The 21,500-nt window shown below is 70.0% G+C and carries 16 protein-coding genes; 6 read left to right on the forward strand and 10 right to left on the reverse strand.

The features are described from left to right. Window positions 1-46: 46 nt before the first annotated feature. Entirely contained in the window at window positions 47-3,589 is a 3,543-nt protein-coding gene (dnaE, locus tag ACFWRO_RS17440; RefSeq protein ID WP_384510826.1) for a DNA polymerase III subunit alpha, read from the reverse strand. 177 nt (window positions 3,590-3,766) lie between these two features. Here dnaE and ACFWRO_RS17445 point away from each other — a divergent pair, with 177 nt between their 5' ends. The 5 genes from ACFWRO_RS17445 to ACFWRO_RS17465 all read left to right on the forward strand — a co-directional run bounded on the left by ACFWRO_RS17445 (window position 3,767) and on the right by ACFWRO_RS17465 (window position 9,955). Next, complete coding sequence (locus tag ACFWRO_RS17445) at window positions 3,767-5,092, forward strand: DUF2252 domain-containing protein (protein ID WP_384510828.1); 1,326 nt, start codon at window positions 3,767-3,769, stop codon at window positions 5,090-5,092. Between the two features lie 85 nt (window positions 5,093-5,177). Next, on the forward strand, window positions 5,178-5,864 hold the full coding sequence (locus ACFWRO_RS17450) for a hypothetical protein (protein WP_384510831.1): 687 nt from the start codon (window positions 5,178-5,180) through the stop codon (window positions 5,862-5,864). Between the two features lie 83 nt (window positions 5,865-5,947). Then, window positions 5,948-6,763, forward strand: coding sequence for a DsbA family protein (locus ACFWRO_RS17455; protein ID WP_384510834.1), 816 nt, complete (start codon window positions 5,948-5,950; stop codon window positions 6,761-6,763). 240 nt (window positions 6,764-7,003) lie between these two features. Next, complete coding sequence (locus tag ACFWRO_RS17460; RefSeq protein ID WP_384510837.1) at window positions 7,004-8,653, forward strand: alkaline phosphatase D family protein; 1,650 nt, start codon at window positions 7,004-7,006, stop codon at window positions 8,651-8,653. A gap of 357 nt (window positions 8,654-9,010) precedes the next feature. Continuing rightward, complete coding sequence (locus tag ACFWRO_RS17465; protein ID WP_384510840.1) at window positions 9,011-9,955, forward strand: zinc metalloprotease; 945 nt, start codon at window positions 9,011-9,013, stop codon at window positions 9,953-9,955. Between the two features lie 75 nt (window positions 9,956-10,030). On the opposite strand, the gene ACFWRO_RS17470 is transcribed toward ACFWRO_RS17465, so the two are convergent. From ACFWRO_RS17470 to ACFWRO_RS17495, 6 genes are all read right to left on the reverse strand, one after another. Then, on the reverse strand, window positions 10,031-10,618 hold the full coding sequence (locus ACFWRO_RS17470; RefSeq protein WP_384510843.1) for a dienelactone hydrolase family protein: 588 nt from the start codon (window positions 10,616-10,618) through the stop codon (window positions 10,031-10,033). Between the two features lie 28 nt (window positions 10,619-10,646). After that, window positions 10,647-12,233 carry a Na+/H+ antiporter gene (locus ACFWRO_RS17475; RefSeq protein ID WP_384510846.1) on the reverse strand — a complete coding sequence of 529 codons (1,587 nt, stop codon included), beginning with the start codon at window positions 12,231-12,233 and terminating at the stop codon, window positions 10,647-10,649. Window positions 12,234-12,366: 133 nt separating this feature from the next. After that, window positions 12,367-12,834 (reverse strand): GNAT family N-acetyltransferase, encoded by a 468-nt coding sequence (locus ACFWRO_RS17480; protein ID WP_384510849.1) that lies wholly within the window; start codon window positions 12,832-12,834, stop codon window positions 12,367-12,369. Further along, entirely contained in the window at window positions 12,831-13,772 is a 942-nt protein-coding gene (locus tag ACFWRO_RS17485; RefSeq protein WP_384510851.1) for an RluA family pseudouridine synthase, read from the reverse strand. The genes ACFWRO_RS17480 and ACFWRO_RS17485 overlap by 4 nt, the downstream gene beginning before the upstream one ends. Before the next feature lie 29 nt (window positions 13,773-13,801). Beyond that, window positions 13,802-14,431: a signal peptidase II gene (gene lspA, locus ACFWRO_RS17490; protein ID WP_384510854.1), complete on the reverse strand. Its 630-nt coding sequence runs from the start codon at window positions 14,429-14,431 to the stop codon at window positions 13,802-13,804. Window positions 14,432-14,493: 62 nt separating this feature from the next. Then, window positions 14,494-15,342 (reverse strand): TraR/DksA family transcriptional regulator, encoded by an 849-nt coding sequence (locus ACFWRO_RS17495; protein ID WP_384510857.1) that lies wholly within the window; start codon window positions 15,340-15,342, stop codon window positions 14,494-14,496. Between the two features lie 558 nt (window positions 15,343-15,900). Here ACFWRO_RS17495 and ileS point away from each other — a divergent pair. Continuing rightward, complete coding sequence (ileS, locus tag ACFWRO_RS17500; RefSeq protein ID WP_384510859.1) at window positions 15,901-19,038, forward strand: isoleucine--tRNA ligase; 3,138 nt, start codon at window positions 15,901-15,903, stop codon at window positions 19,036-19,038. Between the two features lie 264 nt (window positions 19,039-19,302). Here the strand turns inward: ileS and ACFWRO_RS17505 are convergent, their stop codons facing one another. The 3 genes from ACFWRO_RS17505 to ACFWRO_RS17515 form a co-directional block, all read right to left on the reverse strand. Beyond that, window positions 19,303-20,445 (reverse strand): DivIVA domain-containing protein, encoded by a 1,143-nt coding sequence (locus tag ACFWRO_RS17505; RefSeq protein WP_384510861.1) that lies wholly within the window; start codon window positions 20,443-20,445, stop codon window positions 19,303-19,305. Window positions 20,446-20,500: 55 nt separating this feature from the next. After that, a complete protein-coding gene (locus ACFWRO_RS17510; protein ID WP_352190508.1) occupies window positions 20,501-20,791 on the reverse strand; it encodes a YggT family protein in 291 nt (96 codons plus the stop codon). Between the two features lie 77 nt (window positions 20,792-20,868). Next, window positions 20,869-21,489, reverse strand: coding sequence for a cell division protein SepF (locus ACFWRO_RS17515; RefSeq protein ID WP_384510863.1), 621 nt, complete (start codon window positions 21,487-21,489; stop codon window positions 20,869-20,871). Between the last annotated feature and the right edge of the window lie 11 nt (window positions 21,490-21,500).

The raw sequence follows: 21,500 nt of genomic DNA on the forward strand, positions 1-21,500 counted from the left end.
GGCGCGCCCCTTCCGCGCGGGTGGTCCTCGATGGACCCGTAGGGAACTACCCCGCCAGGCAGGACGGCCCGAGCAGCACCTTCAGGTCGCCGAAGAGCGCCGGATCGGGCTGGACCCGGTGCCGGTCGAGCCGCAGGACGGTCGTGGTGCGGGGGCCCTGGAGCTTGATCCGGACCTCGGTGTTGCCCTTGTGGTGGCCCAGGATCTCGCCCAGTCGGCTGATCATGGGCGGGGTGACCTTGACCGTCGGGATGGTGAGGATGACGGGCGCGTTGGTCCCGGCGTTCGACACGTCGGGGACCATCAGCTCCATGGCGACCAGCCGGGGCACGTCCTCGCGCTTGTCGAGGCGGCCCTTGACGAAGACGACCGTGTCCTCGACGAGCTGGGTGGAGACCAGCTGGTACGTGGCGGGGAAGAACATGCACTCGATGGAGCCGGCCAGGTCCTCGACGGTGGCGATGGCCCAGGCGTTGCCCTGCTTGGTCATCTTGCGCTGGAGGCCCGAGATGATGCCGCCGATGGTGACGACCGCGCCGTCGCTGTGCTCGCCTCCGGTCAGCTGGGCGATCGCCGCGTCCGACTTGTCGGACAGGATGTGCTCGATGCCGAAGAGCGGGTGGTCGGAGACGTAGAGGCCGAGCATCTCGCGCTCCTGGGCGAGCAGGTAGGACTTCTCCCACTCGACGTCGGAGAACTCCACGTCCAGGCCGAAGCCGGGCTCGTCGCTCGTCTCCTCGCCCATGCCGCCGAAGAGGTCGAACTGCCCCTCGGCCTCCTTGCGCTTCACCGCGACCACGTTGTCGATCATCGGCTCGTGGTGGGCGACGAGGCTCTTGCGGGTGTGGCCCATCTCGTCGAAGGCGCCGGCCTTGATCAGCGACTCGATGGTCCGCTTGTTGCAGACGACGGCCTCGACCTTGTCGAGGAAGTCGGGGAAGGTCGCGTACTTGCCCTTGGCCTTGCGCGATCTGATGATCGACTCGACGACGTTGGTACCGACGTTACGGACGGCGGAGAGGCCGAAGAGGATCACGTCGTCGCCCTGGGCGGCGAAGTTCGACTCCGACTCGTTGACGTTCGGCGGCAGGACCTTGATGCCCATGCGGCGGCACTCGTTCAGATAGACCGCGGACTTGTCCTTGTCGTCCTTGACCGAGGTCAGCAGTCCGGCCATGTACTCGGCGGGGTAGTTCGCCTTGAGGTACGCGGTCCAGTAGGAGACCAGGCCGTACGCGGCCGAGTGCGCCTTGTTGAAGGCGTAGCCGGCGAAGGGGACCAGGACGTCCCAGAGGGCCTGGATGGCCTCGTCGCTGTACTCCCTCTTCCGGGCGCCCTCCTGGAAGATGGTGAAGTTCTTCGCCAGCTCGTCGGGCTTCTTCTTGCCCATCACGCGACGGAGGATGTCGGCCTCGCCGAGCGAGTACCCGGCGATGATCTGGGCGGCCTTCTGCACCTGCTCCTGGTAGACGATCAGGCCGTAGGTGACCGCGAGCACCTCTTCGAGCGGCTTCTCCAGCTCGGGGTGGATCGGGGTGATCTCCTGCTGCTTGTTCTTGCGCAGGGCGTAGTTCGTGTGCGAGTTCATGCCCATCGGGCCCGGCCGGTAGAGGGCCGACACGGCGGAGATGTCTTCGAAGTTGTCGGGCTTCATCAGCCGCAGCAGCGAACGCATCGGGCCGCCGTCGAACTGGAAGACACCGAGCGTGTCGCCCCGCTGGAGCAGTTCGAAGGTCTTCGGGTCGTCCAGCGGCAGGGCCAGCAGGTCGAGGTCGAGGCCCTTGTTGGCCTTCACCATCTTGACCGCGTCGTCCATGATCGTGAGGTTCCGGAGACCCAGGAAGTCCATCTTGATCAGGCCGAGCGACTCGCACTGCGGGTAGTCCCACTGCGTGATCGTGACGCCGTCGGTGTGCCGCACCCAGATCGGGGCGTGGTCGACGATCGGCTCGCTGGACATGATCACGCCGGCCGCGTGCACACCCATCTGCCGGACCAGGCCCTCGACGCCCTTGGCGGTGTCGATGACCTTCTTCACGTCCGGCTCGTTCTCGTACATCCCGCGGATCTCGCCGGCCTCGCTGTAGCGCGGGTGCGAGGGGTCGGTGATGCCGTTGAGGTCGATGCCCTTGCCGAGGACGTCGGCGGGCATGGCCTTCGTGAGCCGGTCGCCCATGGCGTACGGGTAGCCCAGGACCCGGGCGGAGTCCTTGATGGCGTTCTTCGCCTTGATCTTGCCGTACGTGCCGATCATGGCGACCTTGTCGGCGCCGTACTTCTCGGTGACGTACCGGATCACCTCGACGCGCCGACGCTCGTCGAAGTCGATGTCGACATCGGGCATGGAGACGCGCTCGGGGTTGAGGAACCGCTCGAAGATCAGTCCGTGCGGGATGGGGTCGAGGTCGGTGATGCCCATGGCGTACGCGACGATGGAACCGGCCGCGGAGCCTCGGCCGGGGCCGACGGCGATGCCCTGCTTCTTCGCCCACATGATGAAGTCGGCGACGACGAGGAAGTAGCCCGGGAACCCCATCTGGATGATGACGTCCATCTCGTACTCGGCCTGCTTCTGCCGGTCCTCGGGGACGCCTCCGGGGAAGCGGCGGTTCATGCCGCGCCGCACTTCCTCCTTGAACCAGGTCGTGTTGGTGTAGCCCTCTTCCGGGATGTCGAACCTCGGCATGAGGTCACGCGGCTCGAACATGCCGGCGGTGTCGATCTGCTCGGCGACCAGGAGGGTGTTCCGGCAGCCTTCCTGCCAGGCGTCCGAGGAGTCGATGGCGTACATCTCGTCCGTGGACTTCAGGTAGTAGCCGGTGCCGTCGAAGCGGAAGCGGTCCGGGTCGGAGAGGTTCTTGCCGGTCTGGATGCAGAGCAGGGCGTCGTGCGCGGTCGACTCGTGCGCGTACGTGTAGTGCGAGTCGTTGGTGACCAGCGGCGGGATGCCGAGCTTCTTGCCGATCTCCAGGAGTCCGTCGCGGACCCGGCGCTCGATCTCGATGCCGTGGTCCATCAGCTCCAGGAAGTACCGGTCCTTGCCGAAGATGTCCTGGTACTCGGAGGCGGCCTTCAGGGCCTCGTCGAACTGGCCGAGGCGCAGCCGGGTCTGGAGCTCTCCGGAGGGGCAGCCGGTGGAGGCGATCAGGCCCTCGGACCACTGGGAGATGGTCTCCTTGTCCATCCGGGGCCACTTCTGGAGCCAGCCCTCGGCGTAGGCGTCGGAGGAGAGCCGGAAGAGGTTGTGCAGTCCGGTGGCGTTCGCCGCCCAGATCGTCTTGTGGGTGTAACCACCGGAGCCGGAGACGTCGTCCCGCTTCTGGTGCGGCTGGCCCCACTGGATCTTCCGCTTGTTGCGCCGGGACTCGGGGGCGACGTACGCCTCGATGCCGATGATCGGCGTGACGCCGGCCTTCTTGGCCGTGTGGAAGAAGTCGTACGCCCCGTGCAGGTTGCCGTGGTCGGACATGGCGATATGGGTCATGCCCATCTCGTTGCACGCGTTGAACATGTCCTTGAGCCGCGCGGCACCGTCCAGCAGCGAGTACTGGGTGTGTACGTGAAGGTGCGTGAAGGGCGGCTTGGTCACGGCGAGGAGCCTCCGGAGAACGGGGGATGGCAGGCTGCGAACAGTCTGGGGGACAGCGTGGAAGTCTACGTCGGCGGACTGACAGCCGGTGGGCACTCGGCGGTACGGTCGCGCGTTGAGAGACAGAGAACGCGTGTACCAATTGTCATGAACGGTCTTGTCACAGGAGGCACCTCGATGTCGGTCCCCCAGCCCACCGCCACGGAGCGCGGTGAGCAGATCCTCACCGTCTTCGACGCCGCCTTCGGCGAGCTCCTCGCGGCCGACCCGGCCGCCTTCCGCGTGAAGTTCCGGAAGATGGCCGGCTCCGCCTTCGCCTTCTACCGGGGCACGGCGTCCCTCTTCTACGCGGACCTCGACCAGGAACAGCACGGCGGCCCGTATCTGGACGAGCGGACCGGCCGGGTCTGGATCCACGGCGATCTGCACGCGGAGAACTTCGGCACGTACATGGACGCCAACGGCCGTCTGGTCTTCAACGTCAACGACTTCGACGAGGCGTACGTCGGCCCCTTCACCTGGGACCTGAAGCGGCTCGCCGCCTCGCTCGCGCTGATCGGCTACGCGAAGGCGCTCAGTGACGAGCAGATCACGGAGCTGGTACGGATCTACGCCGCCGCCTACCGGGAGCGCATCCACGCCCTCGCGACCGGCGCCAAGGACGACGAGCTGCCGCCCTTCACCCTGGACACGGCCGAGGGCCCGCTCCTGGACGCCCTGCGCGTGGCCCGCTCGCTGACCCGCTTCGGGCTGCTCGACTCGATGACGGAGATCCGCGAGTTCGAGCGCCGCTTCTCCTCCGGCGGCGGCTCCATCGAGCTGGACGCGGCGACGCGCTACAAGGTGCTCGCGGCCTTCGACGGCTATCTGGAGACCTTGCCGGAGTCCTCGCTCGCGCGCCCCGACTCGTACCGGGTCAAGGACGTCGTCGGGCGGCGCGGGATCGGCATCGGCTCGGCCGGCCTCCCGTCGTACAACATCCTCCTGGAGGGCAACAGCGACGCCCTGGAGAACGACGTCGTGATCTACATGAAGCAGGCCCAGACGCCGGCCGTCTCGCGCCACGTCACGGACGCGGCGGTACGGGACTACTTCCAGCACGAGGGTCACCGCACGGTCATCTCGCAGCGGGCGCTCCAGGCGCACGCGGACCCGTGGCTCGGCTGGACGGAGCTGGACGGCTCCGGTCAGCTGGTCGCGGAGGTCTCGCCGTACGCGGTGGACCTGGACTGGTCGGACATCGACGACCCGGAGGAGATCGCGGCGACCGTGGCCGACCTCGGGCGGGCGACGGCGACGATGCACGCGGCGGCCGACGACTCCAGCGGCCACTCCCTGGTGCCGTTCTCCACGGAGCGGGCCATCGACGCGGCGATCGCGGCCGACGAGGAGGGCTTCGCGGACCTGCTGGTCGACTTCGCCCACAGCTACGGGGCACGCGCGCGTGCGGACCACCAGATCTTCGTGGACCTGTTCCGCAACGGCCGGATCCCGGGCCTGTAGGCCGTTCGATCCCGGGCCCGCAGGCCGTTCACAGCCTGCCCTTAAGGGCCTCTTACAGGAAGGCATGGCACACTCTCCAGCGACTATGGACATATCAGGGAAGCGGCTCAGGGGGCTGCGGGCGGCGCTCTTCACGGCACTGGTCGTGACGCTGTCCGCCGGTTCCCATGTCCTGCTGTCCCAGGTGCCCCTGCCCCTGCTGACCGTGGGGCTGCTCTCGGCCGGTGTCTTCGCCGTCGCGTACGCGCTGGCCGGCCGGGAGCGCGGCTTCGGCTCGATCGCCGGGCTGCTCGTCCCGCTGGAGCTGGCCGCCGACACGATCTTCACCACCGGCCAGGCGGTCTGTTACGGCCCCGCCGGCGGCCCGGTCGCCGGTTCGCTGCGCGCGGTCGGCGTGGACGTGCTGTGCGGCGGCGCCGTCGGCACCCCGCTGCCGGGCGTCGCCGCGCCGGAGAGCGGGACCGCCGCCGCCCTGCTCAGCTCCCCCGCGCCGGCCCTGCCGTGGCTGCTGCTCGCCGCCCATGTGTCGGTCGGGCTGTTCGCGGCGGCCTGGCTGCGGCACGGCGAGCGGGCGCTGGCCCGGCTGATCGGCGCCGTCGCGGCCTTGGCGTTCCGGCCCCTGCTGGTCGTCGCCGCGCTCTTCGGCACGCCGCGCCCGGTCACCGGCCGGGCGGGCCGTCCGGTGGACCGGCCCCGCCCGTCCCGTACGCGCCTTCTCGTGCACTCCGTCGGACGGCGTGGACCGCCGCGCTCGGGCTTCGCCCTCGCCTGAGCACCGCAGTCCCCCCTTCCTGCCCATCGCCCTTTCTTCCTTCCGGGCTCTCGGGGCTTTCGACTTTCACGGAGATCACGATCATGAGCGCACGCAACAGCCAGACCAACAAGGCCGCCGCCCGCGAGCGGCTGCGCGTCGAGCGCGAACGCCAGGCCAAGAAGGAGAAGGTGCGCCGCCAGGTGACCGTCGCCGTGTCGGCGGTCGCGGTCCTGGCGGTCGCCGGCGGCGTCGGCTACGCCGTCGTCCAGTCCAACAAGCCCTCGCACTGGGAGGCGGCGGGCAAGGAGACCAAGGTCACCGCGCCCAAGAACACCGAGGGCACGGACGGCACGACGGTGGTCGTCGGCAAGCCGACCGCCAAGAAGACCCTGGAGATCTACGAGGACTCGCGCTGCCCGGTGTGCGCGCAGTTCGAGCAGCAGGTGGGCGCGACCGTCGACAAGGACGTGACGGACGGCAAGTACAAGCTCAAGTACGTCGGCGCCACCTTCATCGACAACTCCGACCAGGGCGAGGGCTCGAAGAACGCCCTCTCGGCCCTGGGCGCGGCCCTGGACGTGAGCCCCGAGGCGTTCCTGAAGTACAAGGCGGCGCTCTACTCCGCGGAGTTCCACCCGGAGGAGAGCAAGGACGAGTTCGCCAAGGACTCGTACCTGCTGAAGGTCGCGGACTCGGTCCCGGCGCTGAAGGGGAACGCCGAGTTCAAGAAGAACGTGGAGGGCGGCACCTTCGACGCCTGGGCGATGAAGATGTCGGCGGCTTTCGAGAAGAGCGGTGTGACGGGGACGCCGACGCTGAAGATGGACGGCAAGGCGCTGACCGCCCAGGGCAGCAAGAACCCGCCGCTGACGCTCGAGGAGTTCACCGCGGCGCTCACGCCCGCGCTGAAGGGCTAGGGCCTGTCCGGCCTGTCCGGCCTGTCCGACCCTGATCCGCCGGACAGGCCCTAGGGCCTCTTCGTTCGGATCGTGCCGGGCTCGGGTCCGTGGGAGCACTCCCACGGACCCGCCCCGCTCCGGGGCGAGGGCCCGACCCGTCCCCTATGCCCGGGTCATCCCGACCACCGGGCGACGAGTGCGCGAACTTTCCGGTATTCGTCTGCCTGTTCGTCATACTCGTCAGTAATCTGACTGGCCGTGACCAGTCGACACATATCCCCCGCCCCCACCCGCAGAACCGTCGTGAAGGCCGCCGCAATCACGGCCGTCGTCACCCCTGCCCTGGTGGGCGCCGCCTCCCCCGCGCTCGCGGGCTCCGAGGCCCCCGCGTTCCTGCACGGTGTCGCCTCCGGCGACCCGCTGCCCGACGGCGTCCTGCTCTGGACGCGCGTCACCCCCACCCCCGACGCCACGCCGGGTTCCGGCAAGGGCCCCGCCGTCACGGTCCGTTGGGAGATCGCCGAGGACCGCGCCTTCACCCGGACCGCGGCCGAGGGCACCGCCAACGCGACCGCCGCGAGCGACCACACGGTGAAGGTGGACGTCCGGGGCCTGCGCCCGGAGACCCCGTACTGGTTCCGCTTCACCGCCGGCGACGCCGTCTCGCCGGTCGGCCGCACCAGGACCACCCCGACCGCCGACGCCACCACGCCGGGAGTCCGCTTCGGCGTGGTCTCCTGCTCCAACTGGGAGGCCGGCCACTTCTCCGCGTACCGCCACCTGGCGGCCCGCACGGACCTGGACGCGATCCTCCATCTCGGCGACTACATCTACGAGTACGCGAGCGGCTCCTACCCCAAGGCCCCGTACACGGTGCGGCAGCACGAGCCGAAGCACGAGATCGTCTCGCTGGCCGACTACCGGCTCCGGCACGCCACGTACAAGACGGACGCCGACCTCCAGGCGCTGCACGCGACACACCCGATGGTCGCGATCTGGGACGACCACGAGGTCGCCAACGACACCTGGTCGGGCGGCGCGGAGAACCACACTCCGGGCACCGAGGGCGACTGGGCGGCCCGGGTGGCGGCCGCCAAGCAGGCGTACTTCGAGTGGATGCCGGTCCGCGCCTCGACCGAGGGCACGGTCTACCGGCGGCTGCGCTTCGGCAAGCTGGCCGATCTGCACCTGCTCGACCTGCGCTCCTTCCGCTCCCAGCAGTCCTCGGTCGGCAAGGGCGAGGTCGACGACCCGGAGCGTACGATCACCGGCCGCGCCCAGCTGGACTGGCTGAAGTCGGGGCTCGCCGGCTCGGACGCGACCTGGAAGCTGGTCGGCACCTCGGTGATGATCTCGCCGGTCGCCTTCGGCGCGCTGCCGGCCCACCTCCTCGCCCCGCTCGCCGAACTGCTCGGCCTGCCGAAGGAGGGGCTCGCGGTCAACGTCGACCAGTGGGACGGCTACACGGACGACCGCAAGGAGCTCCTCGCGCACCTGACCCAGCGGTCCATCCGGAACACCGTGTTCCTGACCGGTGACATCCACATGGCGTGGGCCAACGACGTACCGGTGAAGGCGGCGACGTACCCGCTGTCGCAGTCGGCCGCGACCGAGTTCGTGGTGACCTCGGTGACCTCGGACACCCTCGCCGACCTGCTGCACGTGCCGCCGGGCACGGTCTCGCTCGTGGCGTCCGGCGCCATCAAGGCCGCCAACCGCCATGTGAAGTGGGTGGACATGGACCACCACGGCTACGGCGTGCTCGACGTGACGACCGAGCGGACGCAGATGGACTACTACACGGTCTCCGACCGCACGAAGCCGGACGCCACGACCGCGTGGCAGCGCTCGTACCGGACGAAGAACGGGACGCAGAAGATCGAGCGCGTGTACCAGCCGGTGCGATGAGCTGACCGCATGGCCTATTTTCGGCCATGATCCCTTCTGTTAACGGGAGATCACATCGCCACGACGGGTGGTGAGTTCGGTTGGCCGAACCCGGACACACCACCCGTCGATGCCGCGCGGATTGTTTCGTATCCCCGTTCAGACTCCGGAGCGGACCGGAGACTTTCTTCCCGATGCCCCGATATGCACGACGAATGATTGGGCTTGATCAATGCTCATCAAGATCTGACATGGACGCGTAATCTCCCCGCCGTGGCGAGGAATCACCTCTCCGCACACCCCCCGCGAGGAGTCACCATGCGTGCTCTTGTCCGTATATCACCACGTCTGACACGTCGTATGCTCGGCACCGCCATCATGGCCGGAACCCTGGCCCTGGCCCCGCTCTCGGCCCCCTCGGTCGCCCAGACGCCCACCACCACGACCGCCGCGGCCGGCGCCGAGGAGTGCGACCCGCACGAGGGCGAGGCCCTCTCCGGCGCCCGCAAGGCCCGTGGCGCCGACAAGCACGGCGCCGAGCCCAACGAGGTCACCCCGGCCCAGGCCAAGGCCATGGACGCCGACCTCGACAAGAGACTGGCCGCGGCCCGTTCGAACGGGCGCGCCTCCGCCACCGCTGCCGCCGCCGTGGTGACCGTCCCGGTCCACTTCCACGTCATCCACAGCGGTACGACGGGCAAGCTGACAGCCACCGACATCAACAAGCAGCTGGCGGTCCTCAACGCGGCCTACGGCGGCCAGGGTTCCGGCAACGTGAACACGAACTACCAGTTCACCCTCGCCTCGACCGACTACACGAACAACGCGTCCTGGTACAACCTGGCCTCCGGCTCCAGCGCCGAGCGCCAGATGAAGCAGACCCTGCGCAAGGGCGGCGCCGGCGCGCTGAACTTCTACACCGCCAAGCTCAGCGGCGGCCTGCTCGGCTGGGCGACCTTCCCGTCCTCGTACGCCTCCAACCCGTCCATGGACGGCGTGGTGGTCCTCGACTCCTCGCTGCCGGGCGGCACCGCGGCCAACTACAACGAGGGCGACACCGCGACGCACGAGGTCGGCCACTGGATGGGGCTGTACCACACGTTCCAGGGCGGCTGCAACGGAGCCGGTGACTCGGTGAGCGACACCCCGGCCGAGGCCAGCCCGGCGTACGAGTGCCCGACGGGCCGCGACAGCTGCGCCTCCAAGGCCGGCCTGGACCCGATCAAGAACTTCATGGACTACACGTACGACTCCTGCATGACCCAGTTCACCCCGGGCCAGGTCACGCGGATGACCAACGCCTGGACGGCGTACCGCTCCTGATCCATCGCCCGACGTCCGAGGGCGCGGCGGGAGAGCCCCCGCCGCGCCCTCGCGCGTGTCCGCCCAGCCTCGCGGTCAGTCCTCCTGAAGGCTCTCCAGGAACGCGAGCGCGATCGTCCAGGTCTGCTCGGCGGCGGCCTCGTCCCAGTCCGGCAGGTCCGGGTCGGTGAACAGGTGCCCGGCGCCCGGGTAGCGGTACACCTCGACGTCGGCGCCCGCCCTGCCCATCTGCAGGTACCAGGACGTCAGCCAGTCGTGCGACTCGAAGGGGTCCGGGTCGGCGAGGTGCAGCTGTACGGGAAGGTCGTCGGCGGAGGCGTTCTCCGCGATGTCCGAGGTGCCGTGCAGCATGAGCAGCCCGCGCGCCTTGTCGTCGCCGAGGGCGAGCGTCTGCGCGACCGAGGCGCCGAAGGAGAAGCCCGCGTAGACCAGGGCGCGTTCCGAGTAGGGAGCGGCGGCCAGGATCGCCCGCTTCAGGAGCTCCTCCTTGCCGATCTCCTTCTGGAGCGCCATGCCCTCCTCGACGGTGTCGGCGGTCCGGCCCCCGAAGAGGTCGGGCACGTGCACCTGGTGGCCGGCGGCCCGCAGCCGTTCGGCCGCGGCCTCCACCGCCGGGCGGAGACCGTAGGTCGAGTGGAAGAGCATGATGTCCATGCGGTCCATCCTGCCAGGCGGCCCTGACAACCGGCGCTCACCGCATGCTGCGCACATCCAGCTGGCGCAGCACCCGGTCCACCACCTCGGGGTTGGCACCCGGCTCGCTGCGCGCCGCGAGCACCTCGTGCCGGGCGGCGGACATCATCTCGCGCTGGATGCGCTGGACGGCCTTGAGGCGCCCGGCCCGCTCGGCGAAGGCCGCCCGCCGCTCCTCGTCCACCAGGTCCGGGCTGATCCGGGCCCCGATGTCGAACGCGCCGCGCTGGAGCCGCTCCTGGACCTCCTCCGGCAGCTCCTCGGTCTCCTCGACCTCCTTGAGCCGCCGCTTGGCCGCCTTGAACGCGCGCATCGCGAGCTCCCGCTCCAGGGCGCGCTCGGCGTCCGTGTCGGCGCGTACGCCGAGCCGCCTGACCAGCCAGGGCAGGGTGAGTCCCTGGAGGACGAGTGTGGTCATGATCACGCAGAAGGCGATGAAGATGATCTCCTCCCGGCCGGGGAAGGGCTGTCCGTCGTCCGTACGCAGGGGGATGGCGAGCGCGAGCGCCACGGAGGCCACCCCGCGCATCCCGGACCACCACATGACGACGGTCTCCCGCCAGCTGACGGGGATCTCCTCGTCGTAGTCGCGCAGGGTGTGCAGCCGCTTGGCCAGCCAGGTGGCCGGCAGCAGCCAGAGCAGCCGTACGACGATCACGACACCGGTCACGGCGGCGCCCCAGCCGATCATCTCGCTGAGCCGGCCGTCGGCGGTGCCGAAGACGTTGTGGAGCTCGAGGCCGATGAGTCCGAAGGCGATGCCGGTCACGAGGGTGTCGACGATCTGCCAGAAGGTCTGCCCGGCGAGCCGGCCCATCACGTCGTCGGCGTCGAGGGCGTTCTCGGCCAGGTAGAGGGCGACGACCAGGACGGCCAGGACGCCGGAGCCCCGCAGCTCCTCGGCGAGGACGTAGGCGACGAAGGGGACGAGGAGGGTGAGCCCGGTCTGCAGGGTGGCCTCGCCGAGGATGCCCATGAGCTTGTTGCTGAGCCAGCCGAGGACGAGGCCGACGGCCACGGCGACGACGGCGGAGAGGACGAGTTCGAGGCCCGCGCCCTCCCAGCTGAAGCTGCCGCCGACGGCCGCGCCGATCGCCACGTGGTAGAGGACGATCGCGGTGACGTCGTTGAAGAGCCCCTCGCCCTCCAGGATCGAGACGAGCCGGCGCGGGAGGCCGAGCGAGCCGGCGACGGCGGTCGCGGCGACGGGGTCGGGCGGCGCGACCAGCGCGCCGAGGGCGACGGCGGCGGCGAGCGGGAGCGCCGGGAGGAGCGCGTCGGCGGTGGCGGCGACGGCGGCCGTGGTGACGAAGACCAGGGCGACGGCGAGCAGGAAGATGGGCCGCCGGTTGGCCGCGAACTGCCGCCAGGACGTGCGCTGCACGGAGGCGTAGAGCAGCGGCGGGAGGACGAGCGGAAGGATGTACTCGGGCGGGATGTCGACGTTCGGCACGAAGGGCAGGAACGCCATGACGGCCCCGATGACGGTCATCAGCACCGGGGCCGGAAGACCGAGCCGGTCCCCGAGCGGCACGGTGAGCACCGCGCCCAGCAACAGCAGGAACAACAGGGCCAATTGATCCACGGGGCGCCCTTCCGGCCGCCGGACGGCGGGCACGGTCGATGATCGGGCCTCAACCCTGCCACGCCAGGGGGCGAATCCCCCCAAACCGCCGTGCGGAGCCGCTCACAAGCCCACTGGCCGGTGCGGCAGGCGGCTAGAGCGCCCGTCGCATCGCGCGGTGCGGAATGCCCGCGTCCGGGAACTCGGGGCCGTACACCTCGTAGCCGAGCCGCTCGTAGAAGCCGAGCGCGTGGGTCTGGGCGTGCAGGTCGACCGCCGCCAGGCCGCGCTCGCGGGCCGCGTCCTCGATGGCGCGGACGAGCGCCGCGCCGACCCCGAGGCCGCGCGCGGCCTTGGAGACCGCGAGGCGGCCGAGCGAGCCGACGGAGGCGTCGCCCCCGGTCTTGCCGACCGCGTCGGCGCCGTGCAGCAGCCGGCCCGTGCCGAGCGGAAGCCCGTCCTCGCGCACGGCGAGGACGTGCACGGCCGTCGCGTCGTACGCGTCGTACTCGATCTCCTGCGGCACGTTCTGCTCGACGACGAAGACCTCGCGGCGGACGACGAAGCAGGCCTCCCTGTCCTCGTCCCCGATCGCCTCGCGTACAACGTAGCCGGTGCTCACGCGCTCTCTGCCTCGATCCGGTCAAGCGCGTTCTGCAGGTCCGCCGGGTACGTGGACGAGAACTCGACCCAGCGCCCGTCGGAGGGGTGCTCGAAGCCGAGGCGCACGGCGTGCAGCCACTGGCGCGTCAGGCCGAGCCGCTTGGCCATCGTCGGGTCCGCCCCGTAGGTGAGGTCACCGACGCAGGGGTGGCGGTGGGCCGACATGTGCACCCGGATCTGGTGCGTACGGCCGGTCTCCAGCTTGATGTCGAGCAGCGAGGCGGCGCGGTAGGCCTCGATCAGGTCGTAGTGCGTCACCGAGGCCTTGCCGTCGGCGGTCACGGCCCACTTGTAGTCGTGGTTCGGGTGGCGCCCGATCGGCGCGTCGATCGTGCCGCTCATCGGGTCCGGGTGGCCCTGGACGAGGGCGTGGTAGCGCTTGTCGACGACCCGCTCCTTGAACTGGGCCTTGAGCAGCGTGTACGCCCGCTCCGACTTGGCGACGACCATGAGCCCCGAGGTGCCGACGTCGAGCCGGTGCACGATGCCCTGGCGCTCGGCGGCGCCGGACGTGGAGATGCGGTACCCGGCGGCGGCGAGGCCGCCGATGACCGTCGTCCCGGTCCAGCCGGGGCTCGGGTGGGCGGCGACCCCGACCGGCTTCATGATCACGACGATGTCGTCGTCGTCGTGGACGATCTCCATGCCCTCGACCGGCTCGGCGACGATCTGCACCGGCGCCGGGGCGCCAGGCATCTCTACCTCCAGCCACGCGCCACCGCTGACCCGTTCGGACTTGCCGACGACCGCGCCGTCGACCTGGACCTTCCCGGCGGCGGCCAGCTCGGCCGCCTTCGTACGGGAGAACCCGAACATACGGGCGATGGCGGCGTCGACGCGCTCGCCCTCCAGGCCATCGGGAACGGGCAGGGTGCGGATCTCGGGACTTGTACTCACCCGTCGAGTATGCCTTGTGCCGGGAGTGCTCAGTCCTTGTGGACGGTGCCGTCCGGGTCCAGGCCCCGGAAGGACAGGATCACGATCAGGAAGCCGCCGCAGACGATCGCGGAGTCCGCGAGGTTGAAGACGGCGAAGTGCGCGGGGGCGATGAAGTCGACGACCGCGCCCTCGAAGACGCCCGGGGAACGGAAGATCCGGTCGGTCAGGTTGCCCAGCGCACCGCCGAGGAGCAGACCGAGCGCGACCGCCCACCACGTGCTGTAGAGCTTGCGCGCGAGCCGGATGATCACGACGATCACCACGGCCGCGATGCAGGTGAAGATGATCGTGAAGGCCTCGCCCATGCCGAAGGCGGCGCCCGGGTTCCGGATCGCCTCGAACCTCAGCAGGTCGCCGATGACCTGGATCGGCTCGTGGCCCTCCAGCCTGGCGACCACGAGCATCTTGCTGCCGAGGTCGAGCAGGTACGCGATGAGCGCGACCACGAGCAGCGCGACGATCTTGCGCTTGCCCTTCGGCCGCTGAGCCTGGGCCTCGGCCTCACCCGAGGTCTCCTCGCCCGAGACCGCTCCGCCCGTGGTCTCCCCACCCGGGCCGACCACGCCGTCAGCGTCGTCCGAATCCGGCGTACCGATGATGCGCTCCGCCTCTGCCACGTGAGTCCCTCAACCTAGGTGCCTGACTGTGCACGAGGGTACGGCACACCCCTTCGGCCCCGTCAGCCGCGGCGCTCCTGCTTCTGCTTGTCCTCGACGCAGAGCGTGGCCCTCGGGAAGGCCTGCATGCGCGCCTTGCCGATCGGCTTGCCGCAGACCTCGCAGAGGCCGTAGGTGCCCGCGTCGAGGCGCTCCAGGGCGTGCTCGGACTGCTCCAGCATCTCGCGGGCGTTCGCCGCCAGGGCGAGCTCGTGCTCGCGCGTGATGTTCTTCGTACCGGTGTCGGCCTGGTCGTCGCCCGCGCCGTCCCCGGAGTCCCGCATGAGGCCGGTCAGCTCCTCCTTGGAGTGCAGCAGCTCGGCCCGCAGCCGGAGGACCTCGCTCTCCAGCTCGGCCCGGGCCTCGGCGACCTCCTCGGGCGTCCAGGGGTCCTCACCGGGGCGTACGGCCAGCTCGCCGGTACGTGCCTGGGGAACCGCGGCATCGCTCTCGGCCGTCCTGACGCCACCCGCGGTCTTCTTCGCTGCCACTGTCGCGGCTCCTGTCTGCTGCGCCTGCGCCGCGGAAGCGGCCTTCTTCTTGACTGCGCTCTTCTTCGCGGCGGCCTTCTTGGCCGCCGGGGCCTTCTTGGCGGCCGCCTTCTTCGCCGGCGCCTTGGCGGCCTTCTTGGCCACCGTCTTCTTGGCCACGGCCTTCTTGGCCACCGCCTCGTTGTCGACCGTCTCCTCGACCACCGTCTTCTTGGCGGCCGACTTCTTGGCCGCCGTCTTGTCGGCCGCCTTCGTCGCCGCCTTCTTCGCGACCGTCGACTTCTTCCCGGTGACGTCTTTGGCCGCCCCGCCGGTTCCGCCCGTGGAACCGGTGGAACCGGCGGTCGAGGTCTTCTTCGCGGCGGTCTTCTTCGCCACCATGTCGCGGCCCCTTCACATTTTGTGATCTTGCTCGCGAATCGTGCTGGGACGATAAATCGGCCCAAGGCCCGCGGCAACGGGGCACGCCGCCGTTCGCACCCGCCCCATGCCTCCGGCAAGGCGAGTCTGCATCCGTTGTGCCCAGCTCCCCGCCCCGTAATCCGCCCCGCGACGACCGGCGAACTCCGGCCACGCCCGTATGCCCATTCGGGTCACGCGAGGCCGCCTCACGTACCCCCGAAAAGCGGTCTGCCGAGCGTCTTCCCGCCCCGTACACTGGGCTGAGCGAAAGGCTTGGATGGGGACGAGTAGCGTCGTACGCAGCCATGAGCGACCCGGGGACGGTGAGAGCCCGGGGGCGAGCCCGATGTGAACGATCACCCCGGAGCCGCCGGAAGAAAGCCGTCAGGCGACTAGAACCGGCATCGCGACCCCAATGAGGGGGCCGCGGGCGACGCACGCCCGGGGCCAAGGAGGGTGGTACCGCGGGAGCCGCGCAGCACGGCGCTCTCGTCCCTCCGGACGGAAACGAAGCAGTCCGCCGGAGGAAGCTCGCCGATGAAACCGCCGCAGTACCGCCAGGTACCCGCCCAGGTCGACCTGCCCGCCCTCGAGCACGCCGTGCTCGATTTCTGGCGCGACAGCAAGGTCTTCGCCAAGACCCTGGAGCAGTCCGAGGGCCGCCCCGAGTGGGTCTTCTACGAGGGCCCGCCGACCGCCAACGGCATGCCCGGCGCCCACCACATCGAGGCCCGCGTCTTCAAGGACGTCTTCCCCCGCTTCCGGACCATGCGCGGCTACCACGTGGCCCGCAAGGCCGGCTGGGACTGCCACGGCCTGCCGGTCGAACTCGCCGTCGAGAAGGAGCTCGGCTTCGCCGGCAAGAAGGACATCGAGGAATACGGCATCGCCGCGTTCAACGACAAGTGCCGCGAGTCCGTGACCCGCCACACCGACGCCTTCGCCGAGCTGACGACCCGCATGGGCTACTGGGTCGACCTGGACGACGCGTACCGGACGATGGACCCCGCGTACATCGAGTCGGTCTGGTGGTCGCTCAAGCAGATCTTCGACAAGGACCTGCTGGTCCAGGACCACCGCGTCGCCCCCTGGTGCCCGCGCTGCGGCACCGGCCTCTCGGACCACGAGCTGGCCCAGGGGTACGAGACGGTCGTCGACCCGTCCGTCTTCGTCCGCTTCCCGCTGACCTCCGGCCCGCTGGCCGGCAAGGCCGCGCTCCTGGTCTGGACGACGACCCCGTGGACCCTGGTCTCCAACACGGCCGTCGCCGCGCACCCCGAGGTCACCTACGTCGTCGCGACCGACGGCGAGGAGAGGCTCGTCGTCGCCGCGCCGCTGGTCGACAAGGCGCTCGGCGAGGGCTGGGTGACCACGGGCGAGTCCTTCACGGGCGCCGAGATGGAGCGCTGGACGTACCAGCGCCCCTTCGAGCTCGTCGAGTTCCCCGCCGAAGCCCACTACGTCGTCAACGCGGAGTACGTGACGACCGAGGACGGTACGGGTCTGGTCCACCAGTCCCCCGCCTTCGGTGAGGACGACCTCAAGGTCTGCCGCGCCTACGGCCTGCCGGTCGTGAACCCGGTCCGCCCCGACGGCACCTTCGAGGAGGACGTGCCGCTGGTCGGCGGCGTCTTCTTCAAGAAGGCCGACGAGCAGCTGACCGCCGACCTGGACGCGCGCGGCCTGCTCTTCCGCCACGTCCCGTACGAGCACAGCTACCCGCACTGCTGGCGCTGCCACACGGCGCTGCTCTACTACGCGCAGCCGTCCTGGTACATCCGTACGACCGCCGTCAAGGACCGCCTTCTCGAGGAGAACGAGAAGACGAACTGGTTCCCGGACTCGGTCAAGCACGGCCGCTTCGGCGACTGGCTGAACAACAACATCGACTGGGCGCTCTCCCGCAGCCGCTACTGGGGCACCCCGCTGCCGCTGTGGCGCTGCGAGGACGGCCACCTGACGTGCGTGGGCTCCCGCGCCGAGCTGTCCGAGCTGACGGGCACCGACCAGTCGGAGCTCGACCCGCACCGCCCGTACATCGACGCGGTCACCTTCCCCTGCCCGAGCTGCTCGAAGACGGCGACGCGCGTGCCGGAGGTCATCGACGCCTGGTACGACTCGGGTTCGATGCCGTTCGCGCAGTGGGGCTACCCGCACAAGAACAAGGAACTCTTCGAGTCCCGGTACCCGGCGCAGTTCATCAGCGAGGCGATCGACCAGACGCGCGGCTGGTTCTACACGCTGATGGCCGTCGGCACGCTGGTCTTCGACAAGTCCTCGTACGAGAACGTGGTCTGCCTGGGCCACATCCTCGCCGAGGACGGCCGCAAGATGTCCAAGCACCTGGGCAACACCCTGGAGCCGATCGCGCTGATGGACCAGCACGGCGCGGACGCCGTCCGCTGGTTCATGGCGGCCGGCGGCTCCCCGTGGGCGGCCCGCCGGGTCGGCCACGGCACGATCCAGGAGGTCGTCCGCAAGACGCTCCTGACGTACTGGAACACGGTGGCCTTCCAGGCGCTGTACGCCCGTACGTCCGGCTGGGCACCGAGCGCGGCGGACCCGGCGCCCGCGGACCGCTCGGTCCTGGACAAGTGGCTCCTGTCCGAGCTGAACACGCTGGTGACCGAGGTCACCGGGGCGCTGGAGTCGTACGACACCCAGCGTGCGGGCAAGCTGATCTCCTCCTTCGTGGACGACCTGTCGAACTGGTACGTGCGCCGGTCGCGCCGCCGGTTCTGGCAGGGCGACAAGGCGGCGCTGCGCACCCTGCACGACGTGGTGGAGACGGTGACGCGCCTGATGGCCCCGCTCACCCCGTTCATCACCGAGCGGGTCTGGCAGGACCTGGTGGTTCCGGTGACCCCGGAGGCCCCGGAGTCGGTCCACCTCTCGACGTGGCCGGAGCCCGACACGTCGCTGGTCGACCCCACGCTCTCCACGCAGATGACGCTGGTCCGCAGGCTGGTCGAGCTGGGCCGGGCGACGCGGGCGGAGTCGGGCGTGAAGACCCGGCAGCCGCTGTCCCGCGCGCTCGTCGCGGCGACGGGCTTCACGGAGCTGTCCGAGGAGCTTCAGGCCCAGATCACGGAGGAGCTGAACGTCACCTCGGTGGCCTCACTCTCCGAGGTCGGCGGCAGCCTGGTCGACACGACCGCGAAGGCGAACTTCCGCGCGCTGGGCAAGCGCTTCGGCAAGGGCGTCCAGGACGTGGCGAAGGCGGTCGCGGCGGCGGACGCGGCGGCGCTGTCGCTGGCGCTGCGGAGCGGCGAGGCGACGCTGGAGGTCGACGGCGAGACCATCACGGTCGGCCCGGAGGAGATCATCATCACGGAGACTCCCCGGGAGGGCTGGTCGGTCGCGTCGGACGCGGGCGCGACGGTGGCCCTGGACCTGGAGATCACTCCGGAGCTCCGCAAGGCCGGCCTGGCGCGTGACGCGATCCGTCTGATCCAGGAGGCCCGCAAGAACAGCGGCCTGGACGTGGCGGACCGGATCGCCCTGCGCTGGACGTCGGAGTCCCCGGAGACGACGGAGGCCCTGACGGCCCACGCGACCCTGATCGCGGACGAGGTCCTGGCGACGGACTTCGCCGAGGCCGCCGCCGACGACACCTACGGCGCCCCGTTCACCGACGAGGGCCTGACCCTCACGTTCCGCCTCCGCAAGGCGTAACACCTCCACGAGAAGGGCCCGGCAACCCATGGGTTGCCGGGCCCTTCTCGTTGGCCCCCCCCCCCCCCCCCCCCCCAAACCTAACGCACCGGGGGGGGGGGGCCCCCCCCCCCCCCACCCCCCCGCCTCCGCGGCGCGGGGCGGAGCCATCCAACCCCGGACCCGAACGCCCCCACCCACGGCAAAGGGCCGGGCCCCGGTTTCCCGGGGCCCGGCCCTTGTAGCCTGCCGACGGCTACGCGCTCATCGCGCGCACTGCCGCCGTCAGTTGTCGTCCTCGTCGATCAGGAAGCCGCGCATCGGCGCGGGCGCCTGCTGCATCGGCTGCGGCGCCTGCGGCCGGACCGGTGCCATCGGCTGAGTCATCGCCGGGGACATCTGCTGCTGGCCACCGTAGGACGGGGCACCGCCCATGGACGGCGCGCCGCCCATCGTGCCGTTGCCGCCGTACGACGGGGCGCTCGCGCCGGCCGAAGCCATCGAGGGCGCCGGCGGCAGCGAAGCCGTGGCCGGCGTCCGCGGCGGGGCGAGGGAGTCGTCCGCCTGGGTCTCCAGCTGACGCAGCTGCGACTCCAGGTACGACTTCAGTCGCGTCCGGTACTCACGCTCGAAGCCTCGCAGGTCCTCGACCTTGCGCTCCAGCGTCGCGCGAGCGGACTCGAGCGAGCCCATCGCCACGCGGTGCTTCTCCTGCGCGTCCCGCTCCAGCGCGTCCGCCTTGGCGCGGGCGTCCCGCTCCAGGCCCTCGGCGCGCGAACGCGCCTCGCCGACGATCTTGTTGGCCTCGGAACGGGCCTCCGCGATCGCCTGGTCGGCCGTCTGCTGGGCCAGCGAGAGCACGCGCGCGGCGCTGTCGCCACCGGGACCCTGCTGGGGCTGCTGCATCGGCTGCTGCATCTGCTGCGGGTGCCCCATGGGGCCGCCCATCTGCTGGCCCATCGGACCACCCTGCATGGGGCCGCCCTGCATCGGGCCACCCTGCATCGGGCCGCCCTGCATCTGGCCGGGGCCGGGGCCCATCGGGCCACCCTGCATCGGACCGGGGCCGTGGCCACCAGGACCGGCGGGGAGCTGCGGCGCACCGGACGGCAGCTGCGGCGGACCCATCTGCGGGGGCTGCTGCTGGACCGGCGGACCGGATATGGCGGCGGGCACCGGGGCGCCGGGACCGACGGGACGATCCTGCTGCTCCGGGGGCTTGCGCATCCCCTGCTGCTGCTGGTTCTGCGCGGCGGCACGCGTCGCGGCGGCCAGCTTGGCGCGCAGGTCCTCGTTCTCGCGGAGCAGGCGGGTCAGTTCGGCTTCGACCTCGTCGAGGAAGGCATCGACCTCGTCCTCGTCATAGCCTTCTCGAAGGCGGACGGTCGTGAACTGCTTGTTCCGCACGTCCTCGGGGGTCAGCGGCATCTCTTCTTCACCTCTACGTAGTCGTCGGCAGTCGGCAAGACCGTATCGTCCACATTCACCTCGCGAAGCCGCTCACGATGGAGATCAGGATGTAGACGATGATCATCAGAACGAAGAAGGACAGGTCGAGTGCCACGCCCCCGAGACGCAGCGGCGGAATGAACCGCCGCAGAAGCTTGAGCGGTGGATCGGTGACAGTGTAGGTGGCCTCCAGAACGACCACCATCGCCTTGCCGGGTTGCCATGAACGCGCGAACTGGAACACGTAGTCCATGACCAACCGGAAGATCAGCACGATGAGGAAGCACATCAGCGCGATATAGACCACCTGCAGTGCGACGCCCATCCCGCGCTTCCCTCTCCCCTGACTCTCGTGCTCTCGCTCGCCCGGCCTTCCGGCCGGTCGTTCCGGTCTTCGTTGTCTCAGCTCTGGTTGAAGAATCCGCCCTCTGCGATCCGGGCCTTGTCCTCCGCCGTGACATCGACGTTAGCAGGCGACAACAGGAACACCTTCTGCGTCACGCGCTCAATGCTGCCATGGAGCCCGAAGACGAGTCCGGCGGCAAAGTCGACAAGTCGCTTCGCGTCGGTGTCGTCCATCTCCGTGAGGTTCATGATCACCGGAGTGCCCTCACGGAAGTGTTCCCCGATGGTACGGGCTTCGTTGTAGGTCCGGGGGTGGAGTGTGGTGATGCGGTACGGCTCCCGCTCGGACACGACCTTGGGCATGATCACCGGTGCGTTCTTCTCCAGGCTCGGACGTTCGGGTGTGATGGACGCCACGGGGGCGATTCGTGCCGGACGTCCGCTTTCAGCGGAAAGCGAAGCGGCGTGCGCGACCGGCTCGCGGGGCGAGGGCTGCTGCACCACGCGCACCGGTTCCTCCCGCTCCACCTGGCGCGGGGGCTGATGGCGCCGCTCACGCTCGGGTTCCGGTTCCAGCTCGGGTTCGAAGTCGTCGTCGGGGTCGAAACCCCGGCCGTCGTACCCATCGTCCTCCACGAGGCCGAGGTAGACCGCCATCTTGCGCATCGCGCCGGCCATTCTCTGAGTCC

Origin of the sequence: Streptomyces sp. NPDC058579 (assembly GCF_042718575.1) — a bacterium.
Taxonomy (GTDB): Bacteria; Actinomycetota; Actinomycetes; order Streptomycetales; family Streptomycetaceae; genus Streptomyces.

What these genes read in the sequence shown, in the direction of transcription:
- ACFWRO_RS17515 (WP_384510863.1), bottom strand. Translation starts at nt 21,489, where the DNA reads ATGGCCGGCGCGATGCGCAAGATGGCGGTCTACCTCGGCCTCGTGGAG.
- ACFWRO_RS17455 (WP_384510834.1), top strand. Translation starts at nt 5,948, where the DNA reads ATGAGCGCACGCAACAGCCAGACCAACAAGGCCGCCGCCCGCGAGCGG.
- ACFWRO_RS17445 (WP_384510828.1), top strand. Translation starts at nt 3,767, where the DNA reads ATGTCGGTCCCCCAGCCCACCGCCACGGAGCGCGGTGAGCAGATCCTC.
- ACFWRO_RS17495 (WP_384510857.1), bottom strand. Translation starts at nt 15,342, where the DNA reads ATGGTGGCGAAGAAGACCGCCGCGAAGAAGACCTCGACCGCCGGTTCC.
- ACFWRO_RS17510 (WP_352190508.1), bottom strand. Translation starts at nt 20,791, where the DNA reads ATGGGCGTCGCACTGCAGGTGGTCTATATCGCGCTGATGTGCTTCCTC.
- ACFWRO_RS17505 (WP_384510861.1), bottom strand. Translation starts at nt 20,445, where the DNA reads ATGCCGCTGACCCCCGAGGACGTGCGGAACAAGCAGTTCACGACCGTC.
- ACFWRO_RS17450 (WP_384510831.1), top strand. Translation starts at nt 5,178, where the DNA reads ATGGACATATCAGGGAAGCGGCTCAGGGGGCTGCGGGCGGCGCTCTTC.
- ACFWRO_RS17470 (WP_384510843.1), bottom strand. Translation starts at nt 10,618, where the DNA reads ATGGACCGCATGGACATCATGCTCTTCCACTCGACCTACGGTCTCCGC.
- ACFWRO_RS17465 (WP_384510840.1), top strand. Translation starts at nt 9,011, where the DNA reads ATGGCCGGAACCCTGGCCCTGGCCCCGCTCTCGGCCCCCTCGGTCGCC.
- ileS (WP_384510859.1), top strand. Translation starts at nt 15,901, where the DNA reads ATGAAACCGCCGCAGTACCGCCAGGTACCCGCCCAGGTCGACCTGCCC.